Below are 21831 nucleotides of genomic sequence, written 5' to 3'. Positions count from 1 at the left end.
CCGGCGCGTCGCTGATCACCTGGGCGGTCTTCCGGGCGACCCGGATGCTGGCCCCGCAACGCCGGGCCCGGGCCATGCTCGGCGACACCGAGGAACTGGTCGACCTGATCCCGGCCGTCGACCCCGAACGCGACCACGTCCGCGGACCGCAGGAGGCGTCGGTCACGGTCGTCGAGTACGGCGACTTCCAGTGCCCGTACTGCGGTCAGGCCGAACCGGCGGTCCGGGACCTGATCACCGACACGGACCTGCGCTACGTCTGGCGGCACCTGCCGCTGCCGGACGTCCATCCGCAGGCGCGGCTGGCCGCCGAAGCCGCGGAGGCGGCCGCCGGTCAGGGCAAGTTCTGGGAGTTCCACGACCTGCTGCTGGCCCACCAGGACCACCTCAAGATCATGGACCTGCTCCGGTACGCCGACCAGCTCGGCCTGGACACGAACCGGTTCCACGACGAGCTGATGGACCACCGGCACGCGCAACGGGTCGCCGACGACGTGGACTCGGCCGACCTGAGCGGGGTGTCCGGCACGCCGACGTTCTTCATCAACGGGAGCCGGCACTATGGGGCGTACGACATCGTGACGCTGAAGCAGGCGGTGAAGACCGCTCGAACCCGGGCGGGTCTCGCCCGGATTCCTCAAGCCGCCCACGAGGAGGGGACCGCGTGACAGCGGTCCGGCATCCCGCTTGCCCGCGTAGCGACCGCAGTTGAGCTTCTGGAAGAGGCGGCCTTCCTTTCAACCCAGTAACCTAGGATGCCTTACGCCGTGAGCGGACCGCCACGTCCCGCCCATCTGGGGCTTGCTCGACGGAGAGGTCGGCGACCGGCGCTTCAAAGGGTCGCGACGAGCTCCTTGACCAGGGCGACTGCCACCTCGGCCTGCTGAGCGGCATCCGGCCGGCCCGCCACCGCGTACAGACCCTCGATGACCAGCCAGACCCGATCGGCCAGTCCCGGCGACCCGCCCGCGACCCGCACCAGCTCATCAACCCGGGCCCGCGACGACGCCAGATACTCCCGAGCGACCCGCCCCGGCACGTCGTCCTCCGCCGGGAACTCGGTGAGGTAGTTGCGCATGGCGCATCCCCGGAACCCCGGTTCCCGCACCCGGTCCGCGATCTCGGCCACCAGGGCGACCACCGCCTCCCGCCCCTCACCGGCCGCCGCGAGGGCCCGCTCGGCCGACCGGTCCCGCTCCGCGCTCACCAGGGACAGATAGGCCGCCACCAGCTCGTTCTTACCCGGGAAGTGCGAGTACAGCAGGTTCTTGCCGCAGCCCGCCGCCGCGACGATCTGGGCCATGCCCACCGCCCGCACCCCCTGGCTGTAGAAGAGCGGGGCCACCGTCGAGACGATGCGGGCGCGGGTGCCGGGTGTTGCCGTGCGTGCCATGTGGCCAATGTAACGGACCGATCGGTCCGCCGAGCCTCTAGGATCGGACCGATCGGTCCGTCACTCGATGGGGAGGGCACGACATGCGCGACGCGGTCATCGTCGAAGCGGTACGCACACCCGTGGCCAAGGGCAAGCCCGGCGGCGCCTACGCGGAGATCCACCCGGTCGATCTGCACGCCCACGTCCTGCGCGCCGTCACCGCCCGGCTCGACGGCCTCGACCCGGCCGAGCTCGATGACGTCATCGGGGGCACGGTCGGTCAGATCGGCGAGCAGAGCACCAACAACACCCGGCTGGCCGTGCTCGCCGCCGGCTTCCCCGAGTCCGTGCCGGGCACCACCGTCGACCGGCAGTGCGGCAGCAGTCAGCAGGCGTTGAGCTTCGCCGCCCAGGGGGTGGTCGCGGGCGCCCACGACATCGTGGTGGCTTCCGGGGTCGAGTCGATGAGTCGCGTACCCATCGGCAGCTCCGCCCTGGTCGACGGTGCGCGGGCGTTCGTCGGGGGTCCCGCCGTCGCGGAGCGCTATCCCGGCGGGCTGATCCCGCAGGGGATCAGCGCCGAGCTGATCGCCCGGCGCTGGGGTCTGTCGCGCACGCAGCTAGACGAGTTCGCCGCGACCAGCCACCAGCGGGCGGCCGAGGCGTGGAAGCAGGGCTGGTTCACCGGCCAGGTCGCGCCGCTGGCCGGGCTGGAGACCGACGAGACGATCCGGCCCGGCACCACCGTGGAGACGCTGGCCGGGCTGCGGCCCGCGTTCGCCGACGAGCGCTGGGCCCCGCGCTTCGGCGATCTGGAGTGGAAGGTCACGGCCGGTAACTCCAGCCCGGTCAATGACGGTGCCGCCGCGCTGGTCGTCACCACCAGTGAGATCGCCCGGCAGCGGGGCTGGCGGCCGAGGGCTCGGGTGCACACCGCGACGGCCGTGGGCGACGACCCGATCATGATGCTGACCGGCGTCATCCCGGCAACCGACAAGGTGCTGGCCCGGGCCGGTCTCACCCTGGCCGACATCGACGCGTTCGAGGTCAACGAGGCGTTCTCGTCGGTGGTGCTGGCCTGGCTGGCCGAGACCGGCGCCGACCCGGCGAAGGTCAACGTCGACGGGGGCGCGATCGCCATCGGTCACCCGCTGGGCGCCAGCGGCGCCCGGCTGGCGACCACCCTGCTGGGCGTGCTGGAACGCACCGACGGACGCTACGGGCTGCAGACCATGTGCGAAGCCGGCGGTACGGCCAACGCCACCGTCATCGAGCGCCTGGTCTAGAGCGGTCGCACCGGGTGGAAGCCGAACGGCAGCTCCAGCCGGTGCGCCCGGAGCAGCTCCTCATCGGCCAGCAGCTCGGCGGTGGGGGCGTCGGCCACGATCCGGCCGTCGTCGAGGATCACCGAGCGCGGGCACAGCTGCAGCGCGTACGGCAGGTCGTGGGTCACCATCAGCACCGTCACCGGCAGCCGTTCGATGATCTCGGCCAGTTCCCGGCGGCTCGCCGGGTCCAGGTTGGACGAGGGCTCGTCCAGCACCAGCAGCTCGGGCCGCATCGCCAGCACGGTGGCCACGGCGACCCGGCGGCGCTGGCCGAACGACAGGTGCAGCGGCACCTGGTCGCGGTGGGCGGCCATGTCCACGGCTTCGAGGGCCTCGTCGACCCGGGCCTGCAGCTCGGCGCCGCGCAGTCCGAGGTTGGCCGGCCCGAAGGCGACGTCCTCGGCGACGGTCGGCATGAAGAGCTGGTCGTCGGGGTCCTGGAAGACGATGCCGACCCGGCGGCGGATCTCGGCCAGCCGGGCCCGGTCGCGTGCGTCCACCCGCAGCCCGCCGACGTCGACCGTGCCGGCGCCGCCGTGCAGGATGCCGTTGAGGTGCAGGACCAGGGTGGTCTTGCCGGCGCCGTTGGGCCCGAGCAGGGCCACCCGGTCCCCGGCGCCGACGCTGAGGTCGACACCGCGCAGCGCGACGCTGCCGTCAGGGTAGGCGTAGGTGAGGCCGGCGATCTCGAGGCTCACGCCAGCACCGCCGTAAGGGCGATGGCGGCGGCCGCGGCGGGCAGGACGGCCGAGGTCGCCCAGTCGGCGGTCGTCGCGCCGCCCGCCTCGGGCCGGGGGAGCCGTCCGTCGTAGCCGCGGGAGACCATCGCCAGATACACCCGCTCGCCGCGCTCGTACGCCCGCAGGAACAGTGCCCCCACGCCGACCGCGAACGCCTTGACCTGCCACAGGAAGCGGGGGTCGTAGCCGCGGGAGAGCCGGGCGATGCGCATCCGGCGCGCGTCGTCGGCCAGGATGTCCAGGTAGCGCAGCATGAACGTGGCGATCTGGGTGAACACCCGCGGGCAGTGCAGCCGGTCCAGGCCCAGGATCAGGTCACGCATGGTGGTGGTGGCCGCCAGCAGCAGCGAGGCGACCACGCCCAGGGTGCCCTTGGCGACGATGTTCCACGCGCCGTGGAGCCCGTCGACCGACAGCGACAGGCCGAGCCAGGTGATCCGCTCGCCGTGGCCCGCGAACGGCAGGGCGACGGCGAGCACGACGAACGGCAGCTCGATGGTGGCGCGCTTGGCCAGCCACGGCAGCGGCACCCGGGCCAGCGCCGCCACCACCGCGAGCAGCACGGCGTAACCGCCGAACGCGGCGAACTCGGTGCGCGGGGTGGCCACCACGACGATGGTGAACAGCAGCGTCGCGAGAATCTTCACCTCGGGGGCCAGGGCGTGCACCGGGCTGGGGCGGTCCAGGTGCAGCGGGTGGGCGTGGCCCGCGCCCATCAGACCTTCTCGGGGCTGCGCCGGCGCACGAGCCAGAAGGCGCCGCCGCCGATCGCGAACGTCACCAGCACGCCCAGCACCCCGGCCAGCCCGGTCGACAGGTACGGGTTGTCGATGCCACGGATGCCGTAGTCGGCCAGCGGGCTGTCGGCGAGCTGGTGGTCCTGCTCCCGCTGAAGCATGCAGGTGCCGCCGGTGATCTCGCCGTGGGAGTCGAAGGTGCAGCCCTCGCGGGCCGTCGCGTCCAGGCCGTCCGGGCTGCTGGAGGCGAAGTTGCTGACCACGCCGGCCAGCAGCAGGGCGACCAGCAGGCCGCCGGCCAGGAACCAGCCGAGTCGCCGGGTCATGCCTTACCTCCCGAGACAGTGGCGGGCGCCTCGGCGGGGGTGGCCGCCACCGGCGCCGGTGGGGTGCGGAAGCGGCGCAGCGCGTAGACCAGGTCCGGCCGGACCTTGGCCACGGTGGCCACGGTGGTCGCCGCGATCAGGCCCTCGCCGATGCCGATCAGCACGTGGGTGCCGGCCATCGTGCCGGAGACCCAGGGCAGGGAGAGCTGGGTGGTGCCGCCGAGCCAGTACTCGAACACGAAGCCCTGTGAGGCGGCCACCACGCCGACGATCGAGGCGATCAGCGCGGTCGCCCCGAGCCCGGACGGGGTCCTGGGCAGCACCCGCAGCAGGCCGGCGACCAGCAGATATCCGGCGGCGGTGCCGATGATCGCCATGTTGGTGATGTTGAGCCCGAGGGCGGTCAGGCCGCCGTCGGCGAACAGCAGGCACTGGATGATCAGGACGGTCGACACGCAGAGCGCGCCGACCCACGGTCCGACCAGGACGACGGCCAGGGTGCCGCCGAGCAGGTGACCCGAGACGCCGGGCAGCACCTGGAAGTTGAGCATCTGCACGGCGAAGATGAAGGCGGCGACGAGGCCGGCCATCGGGGCCAGCCGGTCGTCGAGGTCGGCCCGGGCCCGCCACACGCAGAACGCCAGGGCGAGGGCGGCGAAAGCGGCGAAGATCGCCGACACCGGGCCGTTCACGATCCCGTTGGCGATGTGCATCGTCTGGACGTCCATGGATCCCCCTCCGGCCGCGGGTGCGCCTCGATCAGCATATGGGTCACCGTGGCAGTTGCAAACTATTGGCAACAGCGTCCGCGCGGCTGCGACGGGGATCACTTCCGGGGCGGGGCCGCCGCGCTCAGAAAGCCCGCTTTGACCAGAGTCCGGCTGAGCGGCCGCGCCAGCTCCGCGAGCCGCGTCACGCCGTCGGCCCCGAGCACGCGGTACGCCGGAGCGGCCAGCCGGTCGGTGTCGGCCTCGATCCCGTCCCGCAGCGCCCGTCCCTGGTCACTGAGCTCCTCGCCGGAGATCAGGCCCCGTTCCCGCAGCGCGTTCTGCTCGTCCGCCCACTCCTCCCGGCTCCAGCCCCGGCTGGCCCGCAGGAACCGGCCGTTGGCCTGGCCCGACGCCGCGTGCAGAATGATCGACTGCAGCCCGCTGACCCCGGCCACCAGCAGCGCCGCCACGTGCGCGTCCCCACGGAACTCGCGCAGCAGCGTCTGGGCGTGCCACAGCACCAGGTGCGGCGCTTCCGGCCAGTCGAGGCCGGCGTGCGCGGCGAACAGCGGCCGTCCCGCGGCGTACGCGATCGCCGACTCCGCCGCCCGCCGGGCCAGCTCCGCCGCCTCGGCCACCTCGGGGCTCTGCACGACGTCGCCCAGGCCCCGGACCAGCGCCGCGTCGGCGGCGTCGAGCCGGGCCGCGACCGCGGCCGCCGGCGACACGATCTTCCAGGCCGCGGGCAGCGCGCGCGCCACCAGGCCGGGATGGAAGTTGTAGAACGTGGCCACCACCGGCCCGGGACCGACCGGGCCGAAGGCGGCGCCGCGGGAGGCGAAGTAGTCGACGCCGGCGGGCACGCCGAGCGCCGCGAAACGCTCCCGCACCTCCGGGGCGAAATAGATCATCGCGTGCAGCGGCTCGGCGAGCCGCCAGGCCTCACGGGCAAGAGCGGGCGTCACATCCATGCCCGTCATCCTGTCATTACCGGCTAGTAGGGTGCGACGGTCAGGGCCGACATGCCGGCGGCCGCGTCGACGTCGACCCGGTCGACCGCCGCGGCCCAGCTCGCCGGCGTGAAGGTCCGCCCGGCGGCCACCCCGGCATGCCGCTGCCCGTCGAGGGTGACCTGCCCGGCGCCCCGCCCGACCCGTACGCGGACCGGTGTCCGCTCGGCCGTGTGCACGTCGAAGAGGCTGACCCCACCGGACATCCGGACGCTCAGCGTGCCGTCCGGCCGCGGCAGCGTCAGGGCGATCCGGCCGGCGCCGCCGGTCAGATCCACCCCGCCGACCCGCCCGGCGCTGAGGTCGATCGTGGACACCTGGGCACCGCCGGCGATCCGCAGATCCCAGCGCACGGCGGCGTTGAGGGTGATGTCGACGGACTCCGCGTCGCCGTCGAGCCGCAACCGGACCCGGCCGGCCTGCTCGTCGGTGCGCGGCACCACGGCGCCGGCGTCCGGCGTGGTGATCCGGTAGAGGGCGTCGCCGAGTCCGGCGGCCCGCAGCGTGACCCGCTCGGCGCCGTCGATGAGGTCAAAACCGGCACTGGTACGCCCGTCGCGGGCGGCAGTGGCCAGGTGCGGGGCGGAGGGGGCGGCGGCCACCGGCGGGCTCCAGCCGGCGGGGGTGGTGCCGGGGTCACCGTCGCGGCTCAGGGCCACCACGGCGGCGCCGGTGAGCAGGAGGGCGGCGGCTGCGATTCCGGCACCGACCAGCCAGCCCCGGCCGGGCTGCGCCGGCTCTCCGCCGTCCACCGGATCACTACCGGCCTTGTCACCGGTCCGGTCAGGAGATCGCTCCCCGCCAGGCGCGGGTCTGCCGTCACCGGCATCGCCACCGGGCCGGCGGCCGTCGGCCCGCGCAGCGGAGAGGCCTGATTGGGCGGGTCTGTCTTCACCGGCATCGCCACCGGGCCGGCGGCCGTCGGCCCGCGCAGCGGAAAGGCCTGATTGGGCGGGGTTGCCCGGCCCGGACGAGCCGGCCGGGTGAGTGGCATCTGTCGGCCCGGCGAGGCCGGGTGGGCGGTCGGAGCCGGTCGGTCCGGCGGGGTCTGTGGCGCCCGCCGCGTCGGTGGGGTCACCCGGATGGATCGGGCCGGCTGGGTGGAGCGGCCCGGCCAGGAGGTCGTCCAAGCTGGCTTGTCCCGCGGCCGCGGGCTGCGGCGCCGGGCGGGCACCGCGTCGTTGCCGGGCCGGGATGCGCCGGGCCCGCGAAGACCTGGTCAGCGCGAGCGACAGGGCAGCGCCGGCCAAGGTGGGCGTCGAGGTCGCGGCGAGCATGGCTTCGGTGATGACCGGCAGCTCGACCGTCGGTTCCTCGCCGGCCAGCGGGGTGCCGGGCTCGGGCCAGTCCGGCGGCGGACGCTGCGGCGATCTGTCGGCGGAGCCGGCGTCGGGGATTCCGTGCACGGTGATACCTCCATGTCGGTGCCGCCCACCGGTACGGAATCCAGCGCGCCCCGGATCGGTTCCGCCCAAAAACTTGCGTGCCCCGCATCTTTGCGTGGCCCGCAACTTCGGCTACGGTGGTGGGCATGGGACTCCGTGAGCGCAAGAAGGCCGAGACCCGGGCCGCGCTCAGCTGGGCGGCCATCCGGCTCGTCGTCGAGCGGGGTTTCGACAACGTCAAGGTGGAGGACATCGCCGCCGCGGCCGGGGTGTCCCCGCGTACCTTCAACAACTATTTCGCCGGCAAGGGCGACGCCATCGTGTCGCGTCACCTCGACCGGCTGCGCCGCGCCGCCGATGACTTGCGGGCCCGGCCGGCCGGCGAGCCGCTGTGGACGGCCATCACCGCGGTCGCCCTGGCCCAGCTCGAGCCCGGTCCGGAGCTGGCCGCGCATCCGGTGGCCGATCAGGAGGCCTGGGCCGCCGGGGTGCGCACGATGATCGCCGAGCCGGCCCTGCAGGGTGACCTGCTGCGCGCCGGCGCGCTGGCCGAGGCGGAGGTCGCCGCGGCCGTCGCCGGGCGCACCGGCACCGACCTGAGCAAGGACATGTATCCGCACCTGGTGGCCTCCGTCGTGATGGCCGCGAACAACGTCGCCCAGGCCCACTCCCTGCGCGCCGGCCCGCACGTGTCGATGCCGGAGCTGCTGACCGAGGCCCTCGCCCGGATCGCCGCGGGCCTGCCCCCGCCCTGAGCGACCGCCACCTCGACATTCCAGCGTCAGCCCGCCGTTCGCCGGCGGGCCGGTGCCCCGTACCCGGAAGAGGGTTCACCATGATCGACGTCGTCATCGCCGGCGCCGGGCCGAACGGCCTCATGCTCGCCTGCGAGCTGGCCCTGGCCGGGGTCCGGCCGCTGGTCCTGGAGCGGCTGCCCGAGCCCACCACCGAGCAGCGCGCCAACGGCCTGGTCGGGCAGGTCATCCGCATGCTCGACCGGCGCGGCCTGTACGAGCGGCTCGCCGGCACCCCCGGTCCGCCCCGCCCGGCGCCCGGGTTCACCTTCGCCGCCTTCCCGCTGGACCTGCACGATCTGCCGGACAACCCGCTCTACACGATGCTGGTGCCGCAGCGGCGGATCGAGCAGATGCTGACCGGGCGGGCGGCCGAGCTCGGCGTGACGATCCACCGTGGTCACGAGGTCCTCGGCCTGACCCAGGACGAGCGGTCGGTGACGGTCGAGGTCGCCGGCCTGGCCCCGGTCGAGGCGGCCTACCTGGTCGGCGCGGACGGCGGGCACAGCGTGGTACGCAAGCTCGCCGGCATCGCGTTTCCCGGCGTGACCAGGGACGACACGGTGTCGCGGACGGCGCATGTCAGCGTGCCGGCGAGCATGGTCGACGCGCACGGTGCGCTGCACGTGCCGGGCTTCGGGGTGCTGCCACCGTTCCTGCACACCCGTACCGAGCAGGGTCTGATCGCCTGGGCGCCGATGCCCGGCCGTGCGCCGCTGGTCAGCGTGGGGGAGCGCTATCGGCCCGGCGACGACGTGGGCGACGGTGAGACCAGCATCGCCGAGCTGCGGGCGGCCGCGGGCCGGGTGCTCGGGGCCGACCTGCCGCTCGACGCCCCGGACGGACCCGGTCCGCACCTGCTGCGGCGGACGGTCGGTGGCAACACCCGGCTGGCGTCGGCGTACCGGGCCGGGCGGGTGCTGCTGGTCGGCGACGCGGCGCACGTGCATTCCGCCCTCGGTGGCCCCGGGCTCAACCTCGGCCTCCAGGACGCGATCAACCTGGGCTGGAAGCTCGCCGCCGAGGTGCTCGGCCACGCCCCGCCCGGGCTGCTGGACACGTACGAGTCGGAGCGGCGGCCCGTCGGCCGGCGGGTGACCATGCACACCCGGGCGCAGTCCGTCCTGGTCGGTCCCGGCGGTGAGGTGACCGCCCTGCGCGAGCTGGTCGGCGAGCTGCTGGCGTTGCCGCAGGGCCGCCGGCACATCGCCGAGCTGATCTCCGGGGCCGACATCCGCTACGACACCCCGGGAGTCGACGGTCCGCACGTCGGACGCTGGGCGCCGGACGTGCCGGGCCTGCGGGAACTGACCCGGTCCGCGCGCCCGCTGCTGCTCGACCCCACCGGCCGGCTGGACGTGGGCCCGTGGGCCGGCCGGGTCGACGTCGCTGCCGCCCCGGGCCTGCCGGCCGCGCTGCTGCTGCGCCCGGACTGCTACGTCGCCTGGGAGGGCACCACGGGCGACGGACTGCCCGAGGCCATGGCGGCGTGGTTCGGCCGGCCCTGACCGGCCCGGGTCAGTTGTCGGTGGGTGCCGCTAATCTGCCCTGATGGACGACCTGGCACAGCGGCTCGCGGAGTTGACGTTCGCGGGCCTCACCCAGGACGAGGTCACCGCCCGGATCATCGACGAGGTGGCGGCCTGGGGCCTGGCCCAGGGCTGGCGCGTCTACCGGCGCGCGCCCAGCGTGGTCCGGCTGCCGCCGCCGATGGACAAGCAGCATTCGGTGCTCGACGTGGCCCTGGCCCGCCCGGCCGCGCCGCCGATCGTCGTCGAGGTCGACCACACCGACCGCAAGCGGACGGTGGAGAAGCTGCTCGCCGAGGCTGCGGAGGGGCGCGTGGCGGTTTGGGTTCGTTGGGGGCCGGGCCGGTTCGCCGAGCCGCCGCCCCCGATCCGGCTGGTCACGCTGCCGGTGACCCGCAGCCGGGGCCGATATTCGCGGACGACCGCGCCGGATCGGCCGGCGCCGAGCCATTCGGTGGCCCCCGCGGTCCCGGGCGAGGCAGCCGAGCTTCCCCTTCCGGTCCCGGGCGAGGCAGCCGGGCTTCCCCTTCCGGAGCCGGGCGAGGCGGCTGGGCTTCCCCGGCCAGCGGTGGCGGAGCTGCCATCGCCGGAGCCGGCCACGGCGGCTGAGCTTCCCCTGCCCGGGCCGGGCGAGCGGGCGTTGTGACCGGTGGCGGGGCGGCGTACCGTCCGAGGTGGAGCCCGTCACCCGGAGGTGGTCGGCATGCGCTCTGCCGTACTCGGTCTGGTGACCCTGCTGTTTCCCGTTCCCGGCCCCCGCATCGCTCATCGGCGCGGGCGGCTGGCGGTCTGCGGTGAGGAGAGCTGTCAGTGGCGCAGCTTCGTGCACGACCTCACGCCCACCACGACCTGCCGGCGCCATCCCGGCCGCACCGACTACGTGCCGGACGGGACCAAGCTGCGGGTGCGCTGCTTCCATGAGGGCTGTCTGCAGACCTCGGTGCCGGTGACGTACTGGCACGACATGCACACCGCGCAGAACTTCTGCTGCCCGACCCACCTCGTCCGGGTCTGAGCACCTCCGCTCAGCGTGCCCGGGCGGTGCGGCCCTTGAGGTGGCGGCCCATGGCGCGGGCGATCTCCCGGTTGGCGTCGCGTTCGGCGAGGGCCTGGCGCTTGTCGTACTCGCGCTTGCCGCGGGCCAGGGCCAGCTCGACCTTGGCCCAGCCCTCGTTGAAGTACAGCGACAGCGGCACCAGCGTGTTGCCCGGCTCGCGGAGCTTGTCGAGGATCCGGTCGATCTCGATGCGGTGCAACAGCAGCTTGCGCGTACGGCGCGGCGCATGGTTGGTCCAGGAGCCGAAGCCGTACTCGGCGATGTGCAGGTTGTAGAGCATGAGCTCGCCCTCGTGTTCCTGGGCGAACGCGTCGACGATCGACGCGTACCCGGCGCGCAGCGATTTCACCTCGGTGCCGGCCAGCACCAGGCCCGCCTCGTACGTCTTGAGGACCGCGTAGTCGTGTCGCGCCTTCTTGTTCGTCGCGATGACCTTGCGTCCGGTCTCCCTGGCCGTGGCCGCCCCCTCGCTGTCGCCGGACCGCTGCTGTGGCCTTCATCCTCGCAAACGTCCCGGCCCGCCACCGCCCCGGCCGGGCGGCTCAGCTCAGCCGGTCGCCGTCGACCAGCTCGATGCCGCGCGGCAGCACCAGCCCGGCGGCGGCCAGGTCACGCAGCAGCCGGCTGAGCGTGGCCGGCCGCAGGCCGGTGTGCCCCGGGGCGTCCGGCGCCGGGACGTCGAGCGCGCGGGCCGCGTCCAGGGCGCTGTCGGTGATGGCGGCCTCGAGTGCCCTCAGCCGCCGGGCCCGCAGGGCCACGTCGGGGGAGTGCAGCAGGGCGTCGTGTTGGTGCAGGAGGCGGTGCAGGTTCGCCACGACCTGTTCGATCGGCGGGGCCGGCGGGCCCGGGTCCGACTCCGGGTGCACCCGGAGCCACGCCGCGCGCACGACCCGGGGCAGGTAGATGATCGCGCCGAAGGCCAGTGTCGGCGACAGCAGGATCAGCACGATCTGCGTGATCTGCCCGGCCCGCCCGATGTCCATGCCCTGCCCGATGTCCGTGCTCAGCGTCCCGTGGCTCCCGCGAAGTCAGATTCGTAGCTTCCGCGCGCCCGCGTCGCAGTGTCAAGGGCCGGGCCCGGCCCGGCGTGACCCCTTGTCACCATCTGCACGCGCCTGTCGCCGCCGTCTCCGCGGGCCGAGCGGAGTTAGATGGACCGGGTACGGGGTGGCACGGCGAGCACGCACGAGAGGCAGGCACCGATGATCTTCATTACCGCGAAATTCCTGATCAAGCCGGAGGACGCCGACAACTGGCCGCGGATCGCGGCCGCCTTCACCGCCGCGACCCGCGCCGAGCCCGGCTGCCTGTGGTTCGACTGGTCCCGCAGCCTCGACAACCCCGCCGAGTACGTACTGGTGGAAGCCTTCCGCGACGGCGAGGCGGGAGCGGCGCACGTCGGTTCGGCCCACTTCGAGCAGGCCCGGCGGGACCTGCCGCCGCACCTGGCCGCAACCCCGAAGATCGTCAGTCAGACAGTCGACCAGGACGACTGGTCGGAGCTGGGCGAGATGGCCGTGCCCGGCGAGTGAACGCCGGGCGGCCCCGGACCTCCGCCCGGTCCGGGGCCGCCGCTCCGGGGCCGGCCCGGCCGGCTCAGGAGATGGCCGCCAGCAGGGCCGGGTACCAGCGGTCGGCGATCTTGCGGTTGCCGTTGTCGTTGGGGTGCACGCCGTCCGGGGTGTCGGTCGCCGTGTTGAAGCCGGTCCACTGGTCGACCACTGTGACCGGCGAGGCCGCGGTGCTGGTCGCGGCCGCCCAGGCCGGGATCGCCGCGTTGAAGTCGATCACCCGCTGGGTGCACTCGGCGCAGTTGCCCGGGGTCATCGGCAGGATCTGCGCCACCAGGATCTTCATCGCCGGGTTGGCCGCGCGCATCTGGCCGACCAGCTTGGTGAACGCCGCGAGGATCGTGGCCGGGGAGCGGTTGCTCCACACGTCGTTGGTCCCGAAGTGCATCATCACCACGTCCGGGTCCGTGGCCGACAGCCAGCCCGGCAGCTGGTTCTGGTCGGCGACGTTGGTGGCGAGGAAGCCGCCGTGGCCCTCGTTCTCACCGTCGTAGGCGAAGCCGCAGCCCTGCCCCGGCAGCGTTCCGACGAAGTCCACCGAGGAGGCCCGCCCGGCCTGCTGCAACCGCTGCCACAGCAGCGCCCGCCAGCACCCCGGCGACCCGGTGATCGAGTCACCCAGTGCCATCACCTTGACCACGCCACCGGGCGGCGGGGTGGTGGGTGGCGGGGTCGTCGGCGCGGGCGTGGTGGGCGGCGGCGTCGACGGGGCCGGCGTGGTGGGCGGGGTGGTGACTCCACCGGTGCAGGAGACCCCGTTGAGCGTGAAACTGCTCGGCACCGCGTTGCTGCCGGTCCAGGAGCCGTTGAAGCCGAACGACGTGGACGCGCCGGTGGCCAGCGAGCCGTTGTAGCCGGCGTTGCGGACGGTCACCGCGGCGCCGGACTGGCTGACCACGCCGTTCCACAGCTGGGTGACGGTCTGGCCGGACGGGAAGCTCCAGCCCAGCGTCCACGCGGTCACCGGGTCGCCCAGGTTCGTCACGGCCACGGACGCGCCGAAGCCACCCTGCCATTGGCTGGTCACCGCGTAGGTGACCTGGCAGCCCGCGGCCGCGGACGCCGGTGCGGCCAGCAGACCGATCGGTACGGCGGCAGCCGCGGCCACCGCGACCAGGATTCTTCTCGTCGACATCACATTCACCTCAGGTTGGGGACTTCGTCGCGGGTGACGACGTACGGGCTGTGCCAGGTGTCGGACAGCACCCGGCAGGACGCGGTCGACCGCGCCGGGCCGGTTGGGAGCCGGCGTGTCCGTCCGGGGTCCGGTCCGGCGCGCCCAGGTGACGGCCGGCCGTCCTGGCCGCTCCACCGGTGCGGGCGACGGTGACCGCGGTCAATGCGGATGGCGACGTGTGGTGACCGGTCAGCGCGCCTTTGAAATCGATTGAAACGGAGGCGCCGGCCGCGATGCTCGCGTTGTATCCGGCCTCGCGCGCGCTGATCACGGGTCCGCACCGGCCGACCGCGCTGTTCCGCATTCGCGTGACAGTCCGGCCGCCCGCAAGCTCCAGATGGGCGTTCGGACGGTGCCGGGGACGGACGCGTCGAAGCCGCCCGGCCAGGTGTCGGTGGCTGCACAGGCGGCCGGGCCAGGGGTGACCACGGCCGCGGGCGGCCGGCACGGCCTCGTGGCCGGCGCCGGCAGGCGACGTTCCGGTCATCATTCCTCCCGGGGAGAGGCGCGGGGCTGAACCGCGTAAGGAATATCCGGCATTCTGGCATGGGAGCGCTCCCAGCAATAGGCCGTGGGGGTGTGAAAGTTAATTTCAAATAAATTTCCGGGGCTTGACGGGAGCATTTCCCGACGGCAAGGTTGGGAGCGCTCCCAATCGACGGGCGTCACTGCGAGGGGACCACATGCGTACCATCACCAAGTTCGCCGGCCTGGGGGTCGTGGCGCTCGGCGCCGCGTTGCTCACGGCCGTCAACGCCTCGGCGGCGGCCGGCTGCCAGGTCACCTACGCGGTGACCAACACGTGGCAGGGCGGCTTCGGTGCCGCCGTCGAGGTGACCAACCTCGGCGACCCGGTGAACGGGTGGACGCTGGGCTGGAGCTTCCCGTCCGGCCAGACCGTCACCCAGCTGTGGGGCGGCACCGTCAGTCAGTCCGGGGCCGCGGTCAGCGTGCGCGACGCGGGCTACAACGCGGCCATCGCCACCGGCGCGAGCGCCTCGTTCGGTTTCAACGGCGCTTTCACCGGCGCCAACACCAACCCCACGGCGTTCACCCTCAACGGCGTCGCGTGCACCGGCGGCACCACCACGACCCCGCCGACCACGCCGGCCGGCACGCCGCCGGCGAGCACACCCCCGCCCACCTCGCCGCCGCCGGCCAACGCCGGCGGGCGGCAGATGGAGCGCCTGGACCGCGGCCTGATCAGCGTGCGCTCCGGCAGCGGCAACCTGGTCAGCTGGCGGTGGCTCGCCGCCGACCCGGCCGACGTGGGCTTCAACGTCTACCGGGGCACCACCAAGGTCAACGCCACCCCGATCACCGCCTCGACCAACTACCTCGACGCGGGCGCCGCGGCCGGGGCGGCATACACCGTGCGGGCCGTGGTCGCTGGAGTGGAGCAGGCCGCCTCGGGAGCCGCGCTCAACTTCGCCAACGGTTACCTCGACGTGCCGATCCAGAACCCCAACGGCTCCGCGTACGCGGCCAACGACGCCAGTGTCGGTGACCTCGACGGTGACGGCCAGCTCGAGATCGTGCTCAAGTGGGACCCGCTGAACGCCAAGGACAACTCGCAGTCCGGCGTCACCGATCCGGTCTACGTCGACGCCTACCGGCTCAACGGGACCCGGCTGTGGCGCGTCAACCTCGGCCGCAACATCCGGGCGGGCGCGCACTACACCCAGTTCCAGGTCTACGACTACGACGGTGACGGCGACGCCGAGGTGGCCATGAAGACCGCCGACGCCACCGTGTCCGGCACCGGTCAGGTGATCGGCAACGCCTCGGCCGACCACCGCAACTCCAGCGGCTACGTGCTGGCCGGGCCGGAGTTCCTGACCATGTTCGACGGCCGCACCGGGGCCGCGCTGTCGACGGTCGACTACGTGCCGCCCCGGGGCACGGTCTCCTCCTGGGGCGACTCGTACGGCAACCGCGTCGACCGGTTCCTGGCCGGCACGGCGTACCTCGACGGCCAGCGGCCCAGCCTGATCATGGCCCGGGGCTACTACACCCGGACCGTGGTCGTGGCCTGGGACTTCCGCAACGGCACGCTGACCCGGCGCTGGACCTTCGACAGCAACAGCTCCACCAACTCGGGCACCGCCGGGCAGGGCAACCATCAGCTGTCGGTGGCCGACGTGGACGCCGACGGCCGCGACGAGATCGTCTACGGCTCGCTGGCCATCGACGACAACGGGGCCAAGCTGTGGAACACCGGCCACGGTCACGGTGACGCGCTGCACGTGGGCGATCTGAACCCGGCGCGGGCCGGCCTCGAGGTCTTCAAGGTCGACGAGGACGCCAGCAAACCGTCGTCGTGGTTCGCCGACGCCCGTACCGGTCAGGTCCTGTGGTCCACCCCGGCCAGCGGTGACAACGGCCGCGGCGTCTCGGCCGACATCTGGTCCGGCAGCGCCGGGGCGGAGTCCTGGTCGTCGGCCGCCGACGGCGTCCGCGGCCCGACCGGCTCGGTGGTCGCCACCCGCAAGCCCGGTTCGACGAACTTCCTGGCCTGGTGGGACGGCGACCCGGTCCGGGAGCTGCTGGACGGCACGCACATCGACAAGTACGGCACCTCGGGCGACACCCGGCTGCTGACCGCGGCGAACGTGCACTCCAACAACGGCACCAAGTCGACCCCGTCGCTGTCCGGCGACCTGTTCGGCGACTGGCGGGAGGAGGTGATCTGGCCGACCGCGGACAACACCGCCCTGCGGATCTACGCCACCCCCACGGCCACGGACCGCCGGATCACCACCCTGCTCCAGGACGCGCAGTACCGGCTCGCGCTCGCCTGGCAGAACACCGCCTACAACCAGCCCCCGCACCCCAGCTTCTTCATCGGGGCGAACATGGCGACGCCGCCCCGGCCCAGCATCACCCAGCCATGACGCTCAGGAACGGGGCGACAGGGTGTAGCTGAAGGCCACGATGAAGTCGATGACCAGAGCCACGGACCAGGGCGCCATGACGGCCCACAGGGGAACGGTCCGGCTCAGGTCACCGACGATGAGGGTGAGGACAGCGAGCACGGTGGCGGCGACGGCGAAGGCCAGCAAGTGCCGCAGCCACTGCCGGCGCTCGCGGGCGGCGTGGGCCCGCCCGGTACGCGGTGGGCGTACCGGTGCGGGCCCACCCGCGAAACGGTGGGCGAAGCGCTGGTCGGCCCAGCTGGTGAGCTGGTGGCCGAAGGCCAGCGAGACGCCGATGTAGACGGCGGCGAGGCCGTGCTCGAAGCCGGCCTCGCCGCCGCGCCGCAGGTCGACGGCGGTGGCCGCGAGCAGCACCACGTCGACCAGCGGAACGGCGACCAGCAGGGCGGTGCTCAGCCGCCGCGCGCGCAGCAGATACCGGGCGGCCAGCCCGGCACCGAGCAGCACCCAGAAGCCGATCTCGCACGCGACGATCAGCGCGATCATGACGTCCTCCCCGTTTTCACACGACTGTGTTGCTTCCTTGATAACGCACCCGTGCGATAATGAGGGGGTGCCGAAGGTTGTGGATCACACCGAACGCCGCCGCGAGCTCGCCGAGGCGGTGTGGCGGGTCATCGCCCGCGACGGCGTCGCCGACGTCTCGATCCGCACAGTGGCGGCCGAGTCGGGCTGGTCCTCAGGCGCGCTGCGGCACTACTTCGCCACCCGCGACGAGCTGCTCGCGTTCGCCTGCGAGCAGGTCATCGACCGGGCGAGCGAGCGCATCCGGGAGCTCGACCCGCCGGGCACGGTGCGCGAGCAGATCGGGGCCGTGCTCGCGCAGACCGTGCCGCTGGACGCCGAACGGCACACCGAGGCGTCGATCATGTTCTCCTTCCTGACGCTCGGCCTCGGCGACCCGGCGCTGGCCCGGGTGCAGCGCCTGCACTTCACCGCGATGTACGAGCTCTGCCTGCACCTGGTCCGGCAGCTGGTCACCACCGGGCCGGAGGCGGCCGCCCGTCGGCTGCACGCGGTCGTCGACGGCCTGACGGTGCACGTCCTGGCCGGCCACCTGAGCCCCGAGGTGGCGGGGGCCGAGCTGGACGCCTATCTCGACGAGCTGGCCGGCTGAAGCAGCGCCGACACCGGCAGACCGCGGATCGACGCGTCCAGAACCCGGGCCGTGTGGGCCAGCGCGATCTCGCCACCGAGGCGCTGCACCGCGGCCGCGACCTGCATCAGGCAGCCGGGGTTGGCCGTGACCAGCAGCCGGGCCCCGGTGGCGAGCACGTCCCGGGCCTTGCGGTCGCCCAGCTCGGCCGCCGGGCCCGGGTTCAGCACGTTCCAGATCCCGGCCGAGCCGCAGCAGATCTCCGGGTCCGCGATCTCCCGCACCTCGAGCCCCGGGATGCCGCCGAGCAGCGCCCGCGGCTGCGCCCGTACGCCCTGGGCGTGCGCCAGATGACAGGCGTCGTGGTAGGCGACGGTCACCGGCAACGGGTGCCGGCGGGCCACCGGGCCCAGCTCGACCAGCATCTCCGACAGGTCCCGGACCTTCGCCGCGAACGCCGCCGCCCGTTCGGCGTACCGGGGGTCGTCACGCAGCAGATCCGCGTACTCCTTCATCGACGAGCCGCAGCCGGCCGCGTTCACCACCACCCGCTCGACGCCGGCCCGCTCGAACCGGTCGATGAGCCGGCGGGCGAAGCCGCGCGCCTGCTCGTCACGCCCGTTGTGCCCGCTCAGCGCCCCGCAGCAGCCCTGCCCCGGCGGCACGACCACGTCGCAGCCCTCGGCCGCCAGCACCCGGATCGTCGCCGCGTTCACGTCCGGGAAGAACGCGCCCTGCACACAGCCGGTCAGCACACCCACGACCGCGCGGCGCGGGCCGCGGGCCCGGACCCGGCGCGGCGGCCGGGGCACCCGGGTCAGCGGCGGCGCCAGCGACTCCAGGGTGGCCAGCGTCGGCGCCAGCCGCGGCAGCAGGCCGCTGCGGGCGACCAGCCGCTGCAGACCGGTGGCCTGGTACGCCCGCAACGGCACCCGCAGCAACCGCAACCGCCGCGGGTACGGGAACAACGCGAAGATCGCCTCCCGCAGCAACCGCTGCCGGGGCGGCCGGTGATGACGCCGCTCGACCTGCGCGCGGGTGTCCTCGATCAGCCGGTCGTAGCGCACGCCGGACGGGCACGCCGTCACGCAGGCCATGCAGCCCAGGCAGGCGTCCACGTGCCGCACCATGGCGTCACTCATCGGCTCGCCGTCCAGCCCCTGCTTCATCAGGTAGATCCGTCCGCGCGGCGAGTCCATCTCCTCGCCCCACAGCACGTACGTCGGGCAGGTGGTCAGGCAGAAGCCGCAGTGCACGCAGTCGTCCACCAGCTCCCGCCGGGGCGGCCGGTGCTCGTCGAAGGCCGGTTCACCGGCGACCGGGCCGAGCACGTCGCGGGGTGCTTCTCCGGTGCCCCAGGTCGCGTCGACCATCAGATGCCTCCCACGAAGCGTCCCGGGGCGAACCGGTGTCCCGGGTCGAACCGGTCCTTGACCCGGCGCATCAGGGCCAGGCCGGCCACCGGTCCCCACATGTCCACGAGCTCCCGGACCGGCTGCGGCGCGGTGAGGACGACGGCGTGCCCGCCCACGCGGACGGCGGTCGCGCGCAGCCGCTCGACCACGGTCGGCGCCGAGCCGACCGGCACGTCGGCGTAGAGCACGCCGGTGCCCGCCGAGCCGCGGACCGCCACCCCGGCGTCGAGCAGATCCGGTACGTGCGACAGCGGCACCGTGAGCTTCATCCCGGCCTGATCCCACGGGTACCGGCCCCACCAGGACGGGAACTCGTCGGTGGCCTGACCGCCGAGCACCTTCTCCAGCCGGGCGGCGCGCTCGCGTACGCCGGCGGTGGTGCCCTCCACCAGCACGGCCAGGGTGACCGGGCCGGCGGCGGGCGCGTCGATCTCCACGGCGGACGGCACCACCTGCTCGGCCCGTACCGCGGCCAGCAGCGCACCGATCTCCGCGGCCGGGGCCGTCCGCAGCACCAGGGCCGAGACTTCAGGTCGCGGGTGCAGCCGGAAGGCGCACTCGGTGATGAGGCCGAGGGTGCCGTACGAGCCGGTGAGCAGCTTGCCCAGGTCGTACCCCGCGACGTTCTTGACGACCTTGCCGCCCGCGTGCGCGACCCGGCCGTCGGGCCGCACCACCGTCATGCCGATCAGCAGGTCGCGGGCCGTGCCGTAGAGCTGGCGCCGGGGGCCGCTGGTGGCGGTCGCGACGGCGCCGCCGACGGTGGCGCCGGGCACCGGGGAGTCCAGGGCGAGCTGCTGGCCGGCCAGGTCCAGCCCGTCGAGCGGGGTCCCGGCCCGCAGCACCACGATCAGGTCGCCGGCGGCGTGCTCGACCACCCCGGTCAGCCGCCGGGTGTCGACGATCAGGTCGAGCCGGCGCGGCGGCATGCCCCAGTCCAGCTTCGTGCCGCCGCCGCGGACGACCACGGCCAGGTCGTCGCGCGCGGCCTCGTGCAGGACGGCGGCGGCCTCCTCGGTGCTGGCCGGGGCGGCGACGAACCGCGCGGGCACGCCCGCGACTGTGTCCGCGTCCGTCGCGTCGCTCCACAGCGCCATCAGAACAGCTCCGCCGGGGTCGCCTCGCCGGCCCGGTGCCGCCGGGGCACCTCGCCGCAGAGCCGGGGCGTCGGGAAGATCTTGCCGGGATTGGCCAGCCCGGCCGGGTCGAACGCGCACCGCAGCAGGTGCATCGTCTCCAGATCGTCGTCGGTGAACATCCGCGGCATGTACTTGGCCTTGTCCATGCCGACGCCGTGTTCGCCGGTGATCGAGCCGCCGTACTCGATGCACAGGTCGATGATCGCGCCGGAGACCTCCTCGGCCCGGTCGGCCTCGCCCGGCACCGCGTCGTCGAAGAGCACCAGCGGGTGCAGGTTGCCGTCGCCGGCGTGGAAGACGTTGGCCACGCGCACGCCGTGCGCCCGCGACACCTCGCCGATGCGGTGCAGCACCTCGGGCAGTGCCGTCCGCGGGATCACCCCGTCCTGCACGATGTAGTCGGGGCTGATCCGGCCGACCGCCGCGAAGGCCGATTTGCGGCCCTTCCAGAACAGCGCGCGCTCGGCCGGGTCGGCGGCGATCCGCAGCTCGAAGGCGCCGCTCGCCTTGCACAGCGCGGTGACCTGGTCGAACTGCGCGTCGACCTCGGCGGCCGGGCCGTCCAGCTCGACGATCAGCACCGCCCCCGCGCCGCCCGGGTAGCCGCAGGCCACGGCCGCCTCGGCGGCTTCGATGGCCAGCGCGTCCATCATCTCGACCGCCGCCGGGACCACCCCGGCGGCGATGATCGCCGAGGTCGCGGCGCCGGCCTGGTCGGTGGAGGGAAAAGCGGCGAGCAGGGTACGCACGGACTCGGGCAGCCGGGTCAGCCGGACGGTGACCCGGGTGGCGATGCCCAGCGTGCCCTCCGAGCCGACGAACGCGCCGAGCAGGTCGTAGCCCGGGGTGTCCGGCGCGCGCCCGCCCAGCTCGATCAGCTCGCCGTCGGGGGTGACCACCTGGGCGCCGGTGACGTGGTTGGTGGTGAAGCCGTACTTGAGGCAGTGCGCGCCGCCCGAGTTCTCCGCCACGTTGCCGCCGATCGAGCAGATCTGCTGGCTGGACGGGTCCGGGGCGTAGTAGTAGCCGTGCGGGCCGGCCGCCTTCGTGACGTGCAGGTTGATCACGCCGGGCTCGACCACCGCGCGTTCGTCGTCCGGGGCGACCTCGACGATCGCGCGCATTTTGGACGTCACGATCAGCACACCCTCGGCGTGCGGCAGGGCGCCACCGGAGAGCCCGGTGCCGGAGCCGCGGGCCACGAACGGCACCCCGGCCTCGACGCAGGCGCGGACCGTACGGGCGCACTCGCCTGCGTCGCGGGGCAGCACCACCAGCCCGGGAATGACCTTGTAGTGGGCCAGCCCGTCGCACTCGTAGGTCCGCAGCTGCTGCCGGTCGTTCACGATCCGGTCCGCGCCCAGCTCGGCGCGCAGCCGGGCGGCGAGTACGTCAAGCGTGGTCATCGGCGACCCCCCGGGACAACGTAACCTTCCCCCGGCGCGGCAGTCGAGAGCCGCCGTCATGGTTGAAACATTTCGTTCATCTATCCACGTCTATGCACGC

The 21831-nt window shown here is 73.5% G+C and carries 22 protein-coding genes and 2 pseudogenes; 9 read left to right on the top strand and 15 right to left on the bottom strand.

All coding sequences use genetic code 11. From position 1 onward, the window contains the following. Positions 1 to 44 precede the first annotated feature (44 nt). Positions 45 to 668, top strand: coding sequence for a thioredoxin domain-containing protein (locus AB0C12_RS00655; protein ID WP_360544891.1), 624 nt, complete (start codon positions 45 to 47; stop codon positions 666 to 668). Positions 669 to 832: 164 nt separating this feature from the next. Here the strand turns inward: AB0C12_RS00655 and AB0C12_RS00650 are convergent, their stop codons facing one another. Then, positions 833 to 1393: a TetR/AcrR family transcriptional regulator gene (locus tag AB0C12_RS00650; protein ID WP_360542631.1), complete on the bottom strand. Its 561-nt coding sequence runs from the start codon at positions 1391 to 1393 to the stop codon at positions 833 to 835. Between the two features lie 83 nt (positions 1394 to 1476). Here AB0C12_RS00650 and AB0C12_RS00645 point away from each other — a divergent pair, with 83 nt between their 5' ends. Next, positions 1477 to 2661, top strand: a complete 1185-nt coding sequence (locus AB0C12_RS00645) for a thiolase family protein (protein ID WP_360542629.1) — start codon at positions 1477 to 1479, stop codon at positions 2659 to 2661. On the opposite strand, the gene AB0C12_RS00640 is transcribed toward AB0C12_RS00645, so the two are convergent. The 6 genes and pseudogenes from AB0C12_RS00640 to AB0C12_RS00615 all read right to left on the bottom strand — a co-directional run bounded on the left by AB0C12_RS00640 (position 2658) and on the right by AB0C12_RS00615 (position 6978). Further along, positions 2658 to 3401, bottom strand: a complete 744-nt coding sequence (locus AB0C12_RS00640) for an ABC transporter ATP-binding protein (RefSeq protein ID WP_360542627.1) — start codon at positions 3399 to 3401, stop codon at positions 2658 to 2660. The two genes, AB0C12_RS00645 and AB0C12_RS00640, sit on opposite strands and share 4 nt — an antisense overlap. Further along, positions 3398 to 4159, bottom strand: coding sequence for a cobalt ECF transporter T component CbiQ (cbiQ, locus tag AB0C12_RS00635; RefSeq protein ID WP_360542625.1), 762 nt, complete (start codon positions 4157 to 4159; stop codon positions 3398 to 3400). The genes AB0C12_RS00640 and cbiQ overlap by 4 nt, the downstream gene beginning before the upstream one ends. After that, positions 4125 to 4506, bottom strand: a pseudogene (locus AB0C12_RS00630) (PDGLE domain-containing protein); the annotation flags it as partial. The pseudogene AB0C12_RS00630 and the gene cbiQ, both read right to left, overlap by 35 nt. Further along, entirely contained in the window at positions 4503 to 5234 is a 732-nt protein-coding gene (locus AB0C12_RS00625) for an energy-coupling factor ABC transporter permease (RefSeq protein ID WP_360542623.1), read from the bottom strand. The gene AB0C12_RS00625 and the pseudogene AB0C12_RS00630, both read right to left, overlap by 4 nt. A gap of 98 nt (positions 5235 to 5332) precedes the next feature. Beyond that, positions 5333 to 6187 (bottom strand): hypothetical protein, encoded by an 855-nt coding sequence (locus AB0C12_RS00620; protein ID WP_360542621.1) that lies wholly within the window; start codon positions 6185 to 6187, stop codon positions 5333 to 5335. A 23-nt stretch (positions 6188 to 6210) separates the two neighbouring features. Then, a complete protein-coding gene (locus AB0C12_RS00615; protein WP_360542619.1) occupies positions 6211 to 6978 on the bottom strand; it encodes a hypothetical protein in 768 nt (255 codons plus the stop codon). A gap of 779 nt (positions 6979 to 7757) precedes the next feature. On the opposite strand from AB0C12_RS00615, the gene AB0C12_RS00610 reads away from it, so the two are divergent. From AB0C12_RS00610 to AB0C12_RS00595, 4 genes are all read left to right on the top strand, one after another. Beyond that, positions 7758 to 8366 carry a TetR family transcriptional regulator gene (locus tag AB0C12_RS00610; RefSeq protein ID WP_360542617.1) on the top strand — a complete coding sequence of 203 codons (609 nt, stop codon included), beginning with the start codon at positions 7758 to 7760 and terminating at the stop codon, positions 8364 to 8366. Positions 8367 to 8446: 80 nt separating this feature from the next. Continuing rightward, positions 8447 to 9913: an FAD-dependent monooxygenase gene (locus AB0C12_RS00605; protein WP_360542615.1), complete on the top strand. Its 1467-nt coding sequence runs from the start codon at positions 8447 to 8449 to the stop codon at positions 9911 to 9913. 43 nt (positions 9914 to 9956) lie between these two features. Continuing rightward, positions 9957 to 10580 (top strand): hypothetical protein, encoded by a 624-nt coding sequence (locus AB0C12_RS00600; RefSeq protein WP_360542613.1) that lies wholly within the window; start codon positions 9957 to 9959, stop codon positions 10578 to 10580. A 57-nt stretch (positions 10581 to 10637) separates the two neighbouring features. Further along, positions 10638 to 10949, top strand: coding sequence for a hypothetical protein (locus AB0C12_RS00595; protein WP_360542611.1), 312 nt, complete (start codon positions 10638 to 10640; stop codon positions 10947 to 10949). Between the two features lie 10 nt (positions 10950 to 10959). On the opposite strand, the pseudogene smpB reads toward AB0C12_RS00595, so the two are convergent. Next, positions 10960 to 11445 (bottom strand): annotated as a pseudogene (gene smpB, locus AB0C12_RS00590) (SsrA-binding protein SmpB); the annotation flags it as partial. Positions 11446 to 11533: 88 nt separating this feature from the next. Further along, positions 11534 to 11974: a helix-turn-helix domain-containing protein gene (locus AB0C12_RS00585; protein ID WP_360542609.1), complete on the bottom strand. Its 441-nt coding sequence runs from the start codon at positions 11972 to 11974 to the stop codon at positions 11534 to 11536. A 219-nt stretch (positions 11975 to 12193) separates the two neighbouring features. Between AB0C12_RS00585 and AB0C12_RS00580 the strand changes: the two genes are divergently transcribed. Beyond that, positions 12194 to 12523, top strand: a complete 330-nt coding sequence (locus tag AB0C12_RS00580) for a putative quinol monooxygenase (RefSeq protein ID WP_360542607.1) — start codon at positions 12194 to 12196, stop codon at positions 12521 to 12523. Between the two features lie 64 nt (positions 12524 to 12587). On the opposite strand, the gene AB0C12_RS00575 is transcribed toward AB0C12_RS00580, so the two are convergent. Then, positions 12588 to 13697 carry a cellulose binding domain-containing protein gene (locus tag AB0C12_RS00575; protein WP_360542605.1) on the bottom strand — a complete coding sequence of 370 codons (1110 nt, stop codon included), beginning with the start codon at positions 13695 to 13697 and terminating at the stop codon, positions 12588 to 12590. 10 nt (positions 13698 to 13707) lie between these two features. Further along, positions 13708 to 14226, bottom strand: a complete 519-nt coding sequence (locus AB0C12_RS00570; protein WP_360542603.1) for a cellulose binding domain-containing protein — start codon at positions 14224 to 14226, stop codon at positions 13708 to 13710. 196 nt (positions 14227 to 14422) lie between these two features. Here AB0C12_RS00570 and AB0C12_RS00565 point away from each other — a divergent pair, with 196 nt between their 5' ends. Next, complete coding sequence (locus AB0C12_RS00565) at positions 14423 to 16633, top strand: cellulose binding domain-containing protein (protein ID WP_360542601.1); 2211 nt, start codon at positions 14423 to 14425, stop codon at positions 16631 to 16633. Positions 16634 to 16636: 3 nt separating this feature from the next. On the opposite strand, the gene AB0C12_RS00560 is transcribed toward AB0C12_RS00565, so the two are convergent. Then, positions 16637 to 17161, bottom strand: a complete 525-nt coding sequence (locus AB0C12_RS00560; protein ID WP_360542599.1) for a hypothetical protein — start codon at positions 17159 to 17161, stop codon at positions 16637 to 16639. Between the two features lie 67 nt (positions 17162 to 17228). Between AB0C12_RS00560 and AB0C12_RS00555 the strand changes: the two genes are divergently transcribed. Beyond that, complete coding sequence (locus AB0C12_RS00555) at positions 17229 to 17792, top strand: TetR family transcriptional regulator C-terminal domain-containing protein (RefSeq protein ID WP_360542598.1); 564 nt, start codon at positions 17229 to 17231, stop codon at positions 17790 to 17792. Here the strand turns inward: AB0C12_RS00555 and AB0C12_RS00550 are convergent. From AB0C12_RS00550 to AB0C12_RS00540, 3 genes are read right to left on the bottom strand one after another with little or no spacing between them, the layout of a single operon-like run. Beyond that, positions 17768 to 19144, bottom strand: a complete 1377-nt coding sequence (locus AB0C12_RS00550) for a heterodisulfide reductase-related iron-sulfur binding cluster (protein WP_360542597.1) — start codon at positions 19142 to 19144, stop codon at positions 17768 to 17770. The genes AB0C12_RS00555 and AB0C12_RS00550 overlap by 25 nt on opposite strands. Continuing rightward, on the bottom strand, positions 19144 to 20283 hold the full coding sequence (locus tag AB0C12_RS00545) for an FAD-binding oxidoreductase (protein WP_360542596.1): 1140 nt from the start codon (positions 20281 to 20283) through the stop codon (positions 19144 to 19146). Before AB0C12_RS00545 ends, AB0C12_RS00550 begins: the two co-directional genes overlap by 1 nt. Beyond that, positions 20283 to 21731, bottom strand: coding sequence for an FAD-linked oxidase C-terminal domain-containing protein (locus tag AB0C12_RS00540; RefSeq protein WP_360542594.1), 1449 nt, complete (start codon positions 21729 to 21731; stop codon positions 20283 to 20285). Before AB0C12_RS00540 ends, AB0C12_RS00545 begins: the two co-directional genes overlap by 1 nt. Positions 21732 to 21831 lie beyond the last annotated feature (100 nt).

The sequence above is a fragment of the Actinoplanes sp. NPDC048967 genome, assembly GCF_040649415.1.
Classification (GTDB): Bacteria; Actinomycetota; Actinomycetes; order Mycobacteriales; family Micromonosporaceae; genus Actinoplanes.
The sequence above is the reverse complement of the archived record's forward strand: the minus strand, read 5'-3'. Positions and strand labels throughout refer to the sequence as shown.

Coding starts and splice junctions, on each gene's coding strand:
- AB0C12_RS00655 (WP_360544891.1), top strand. CDS start 45: ATGCTGGCCCCGCAACGCCGGGCCCGGGCCATGCTCGGCGACACCGAG.
- AB0C12_RS00650 (WP_360542631.1), bottom strand. CDS start 1,393: ATGGCACGCACGGCAACACCCGGCACCCGCGCCCGCATCGTCTCGACG.
- AB0C12_RS00645 (WP_360542629.1), top strand. CDS start 1,477: ATGCGCGACGCGGTCATCGTCGAAGCGGTACGCACACCCGTGGCCAAG.
- cbiQ (WP_360542625.1), bottom strand. CDS start 4,159: ATGGGCGCGGGCCACGCCCACCCGCTGCACCTGGACCGCCCCAGCCCG.
- AB0C12_RS00625 (WP_360542623.1), bottom strand. CDS start 5,234: ATGGACGTCCAGACGATGCACATCGCCAACGGGATCGTGAACGGCCCG.
- AB0C12_RS00620 (WP_360542621.1), bottom strand. CDS start 6,187: ATGGATGTGACGCCCGCTCTTGCCCGTGAGGCCTGGCGGCTCGCCGAG.
- AB0C12_RS00610 (WP_360542617.1), top strand. CDS start 7,758: ATGGGACTCCGTGAGCGCAAGAAGGCCGAGACCCGGGCCGCGCTCAGC.
- AB0C12_RS00605 (WP_360542615.1), top strand. CDS start 8,447: ATGATCGACGTCGTCATCGCCGGCGCCGGGCCGAACGGCCTCATGCTC.
- AB0C12_RS00600 (WP_360542613.1), top strand. CDS start 9,957: ATGGACGACCTGGCACAGCGGCTCGCGGAGTTGACGTTCGCGGGCCTC.
- AB0C12_RS00595 (WP_360542611.1), top strand. CDS start 10,638: ATGCGCTCTGCCGTACTCGGTCTGGTGACCCTGCTGTTTCCCGTTCCC.
- AB0C12_RS00585 (WP_360542609.1), bottom strand. CDS start 11,974: ATGGACATCGGGCGGGCCGGGCAGATCACGCAGATCGTGCTGATCCTG.
- AB0C12_RS00580 (WP_360542607.1), top strand. CDS start 12,194: ATGATCTTCATTACCGCGAAATTCCTGATCAAGCCGGAGGACGCCGAC.
- AB0C12_RS00575 (WP_360542605.1), bottom strand. CDS start 13,697: ATGTCGACGAGAAGAATCCTGGTCGCGGTGGCCGCGGCTGCCGCCGTA.
- AB0C12_RS00570 (WP_360542603.1), bottom strand. CDS start 14,226: ATGACCGGAACGTCGCCTGCCGGCGCCGGCCACGAGGCCGTGCCGGCC.
- AB0C12_RS00565 (WP_360542601.1), top strand. CDS start 14,423: ATGCGTACCATCACCAAGTTCGCCGGCCTGGGGGTCGTGGCGCTCGGC.
- AB0C12_RS00560 (WP_360542599.1), bottom strand. CDS start 17,161: ATGATCGCGCTGATCGTCGCGTGCGAGATCGGCTTCTGGGTGCTGCTC.
- AB0C12_RS00550 (WP_360542597.1), bottom strand. CDS start 19,144: ATGGTCGACGCGACCTGGGGCACCGGAGAAGCACCCCGCGACGTGCTC.
- AB0C12_RS00545 (WP_360542596.1), bottom strand. CDS start 20,283: ATGGCGCTGTGGAGCGACGCGACGGACGCGGACACAGTCGCGGGCGTG.
- AB0C12_RS00540 (WP_360542594.1), bottom strand. CDS start 21,731: ATGACCACGCTTGACGTACTCGCCGCCCGGCTGCGCGCCGAGCTGGGC.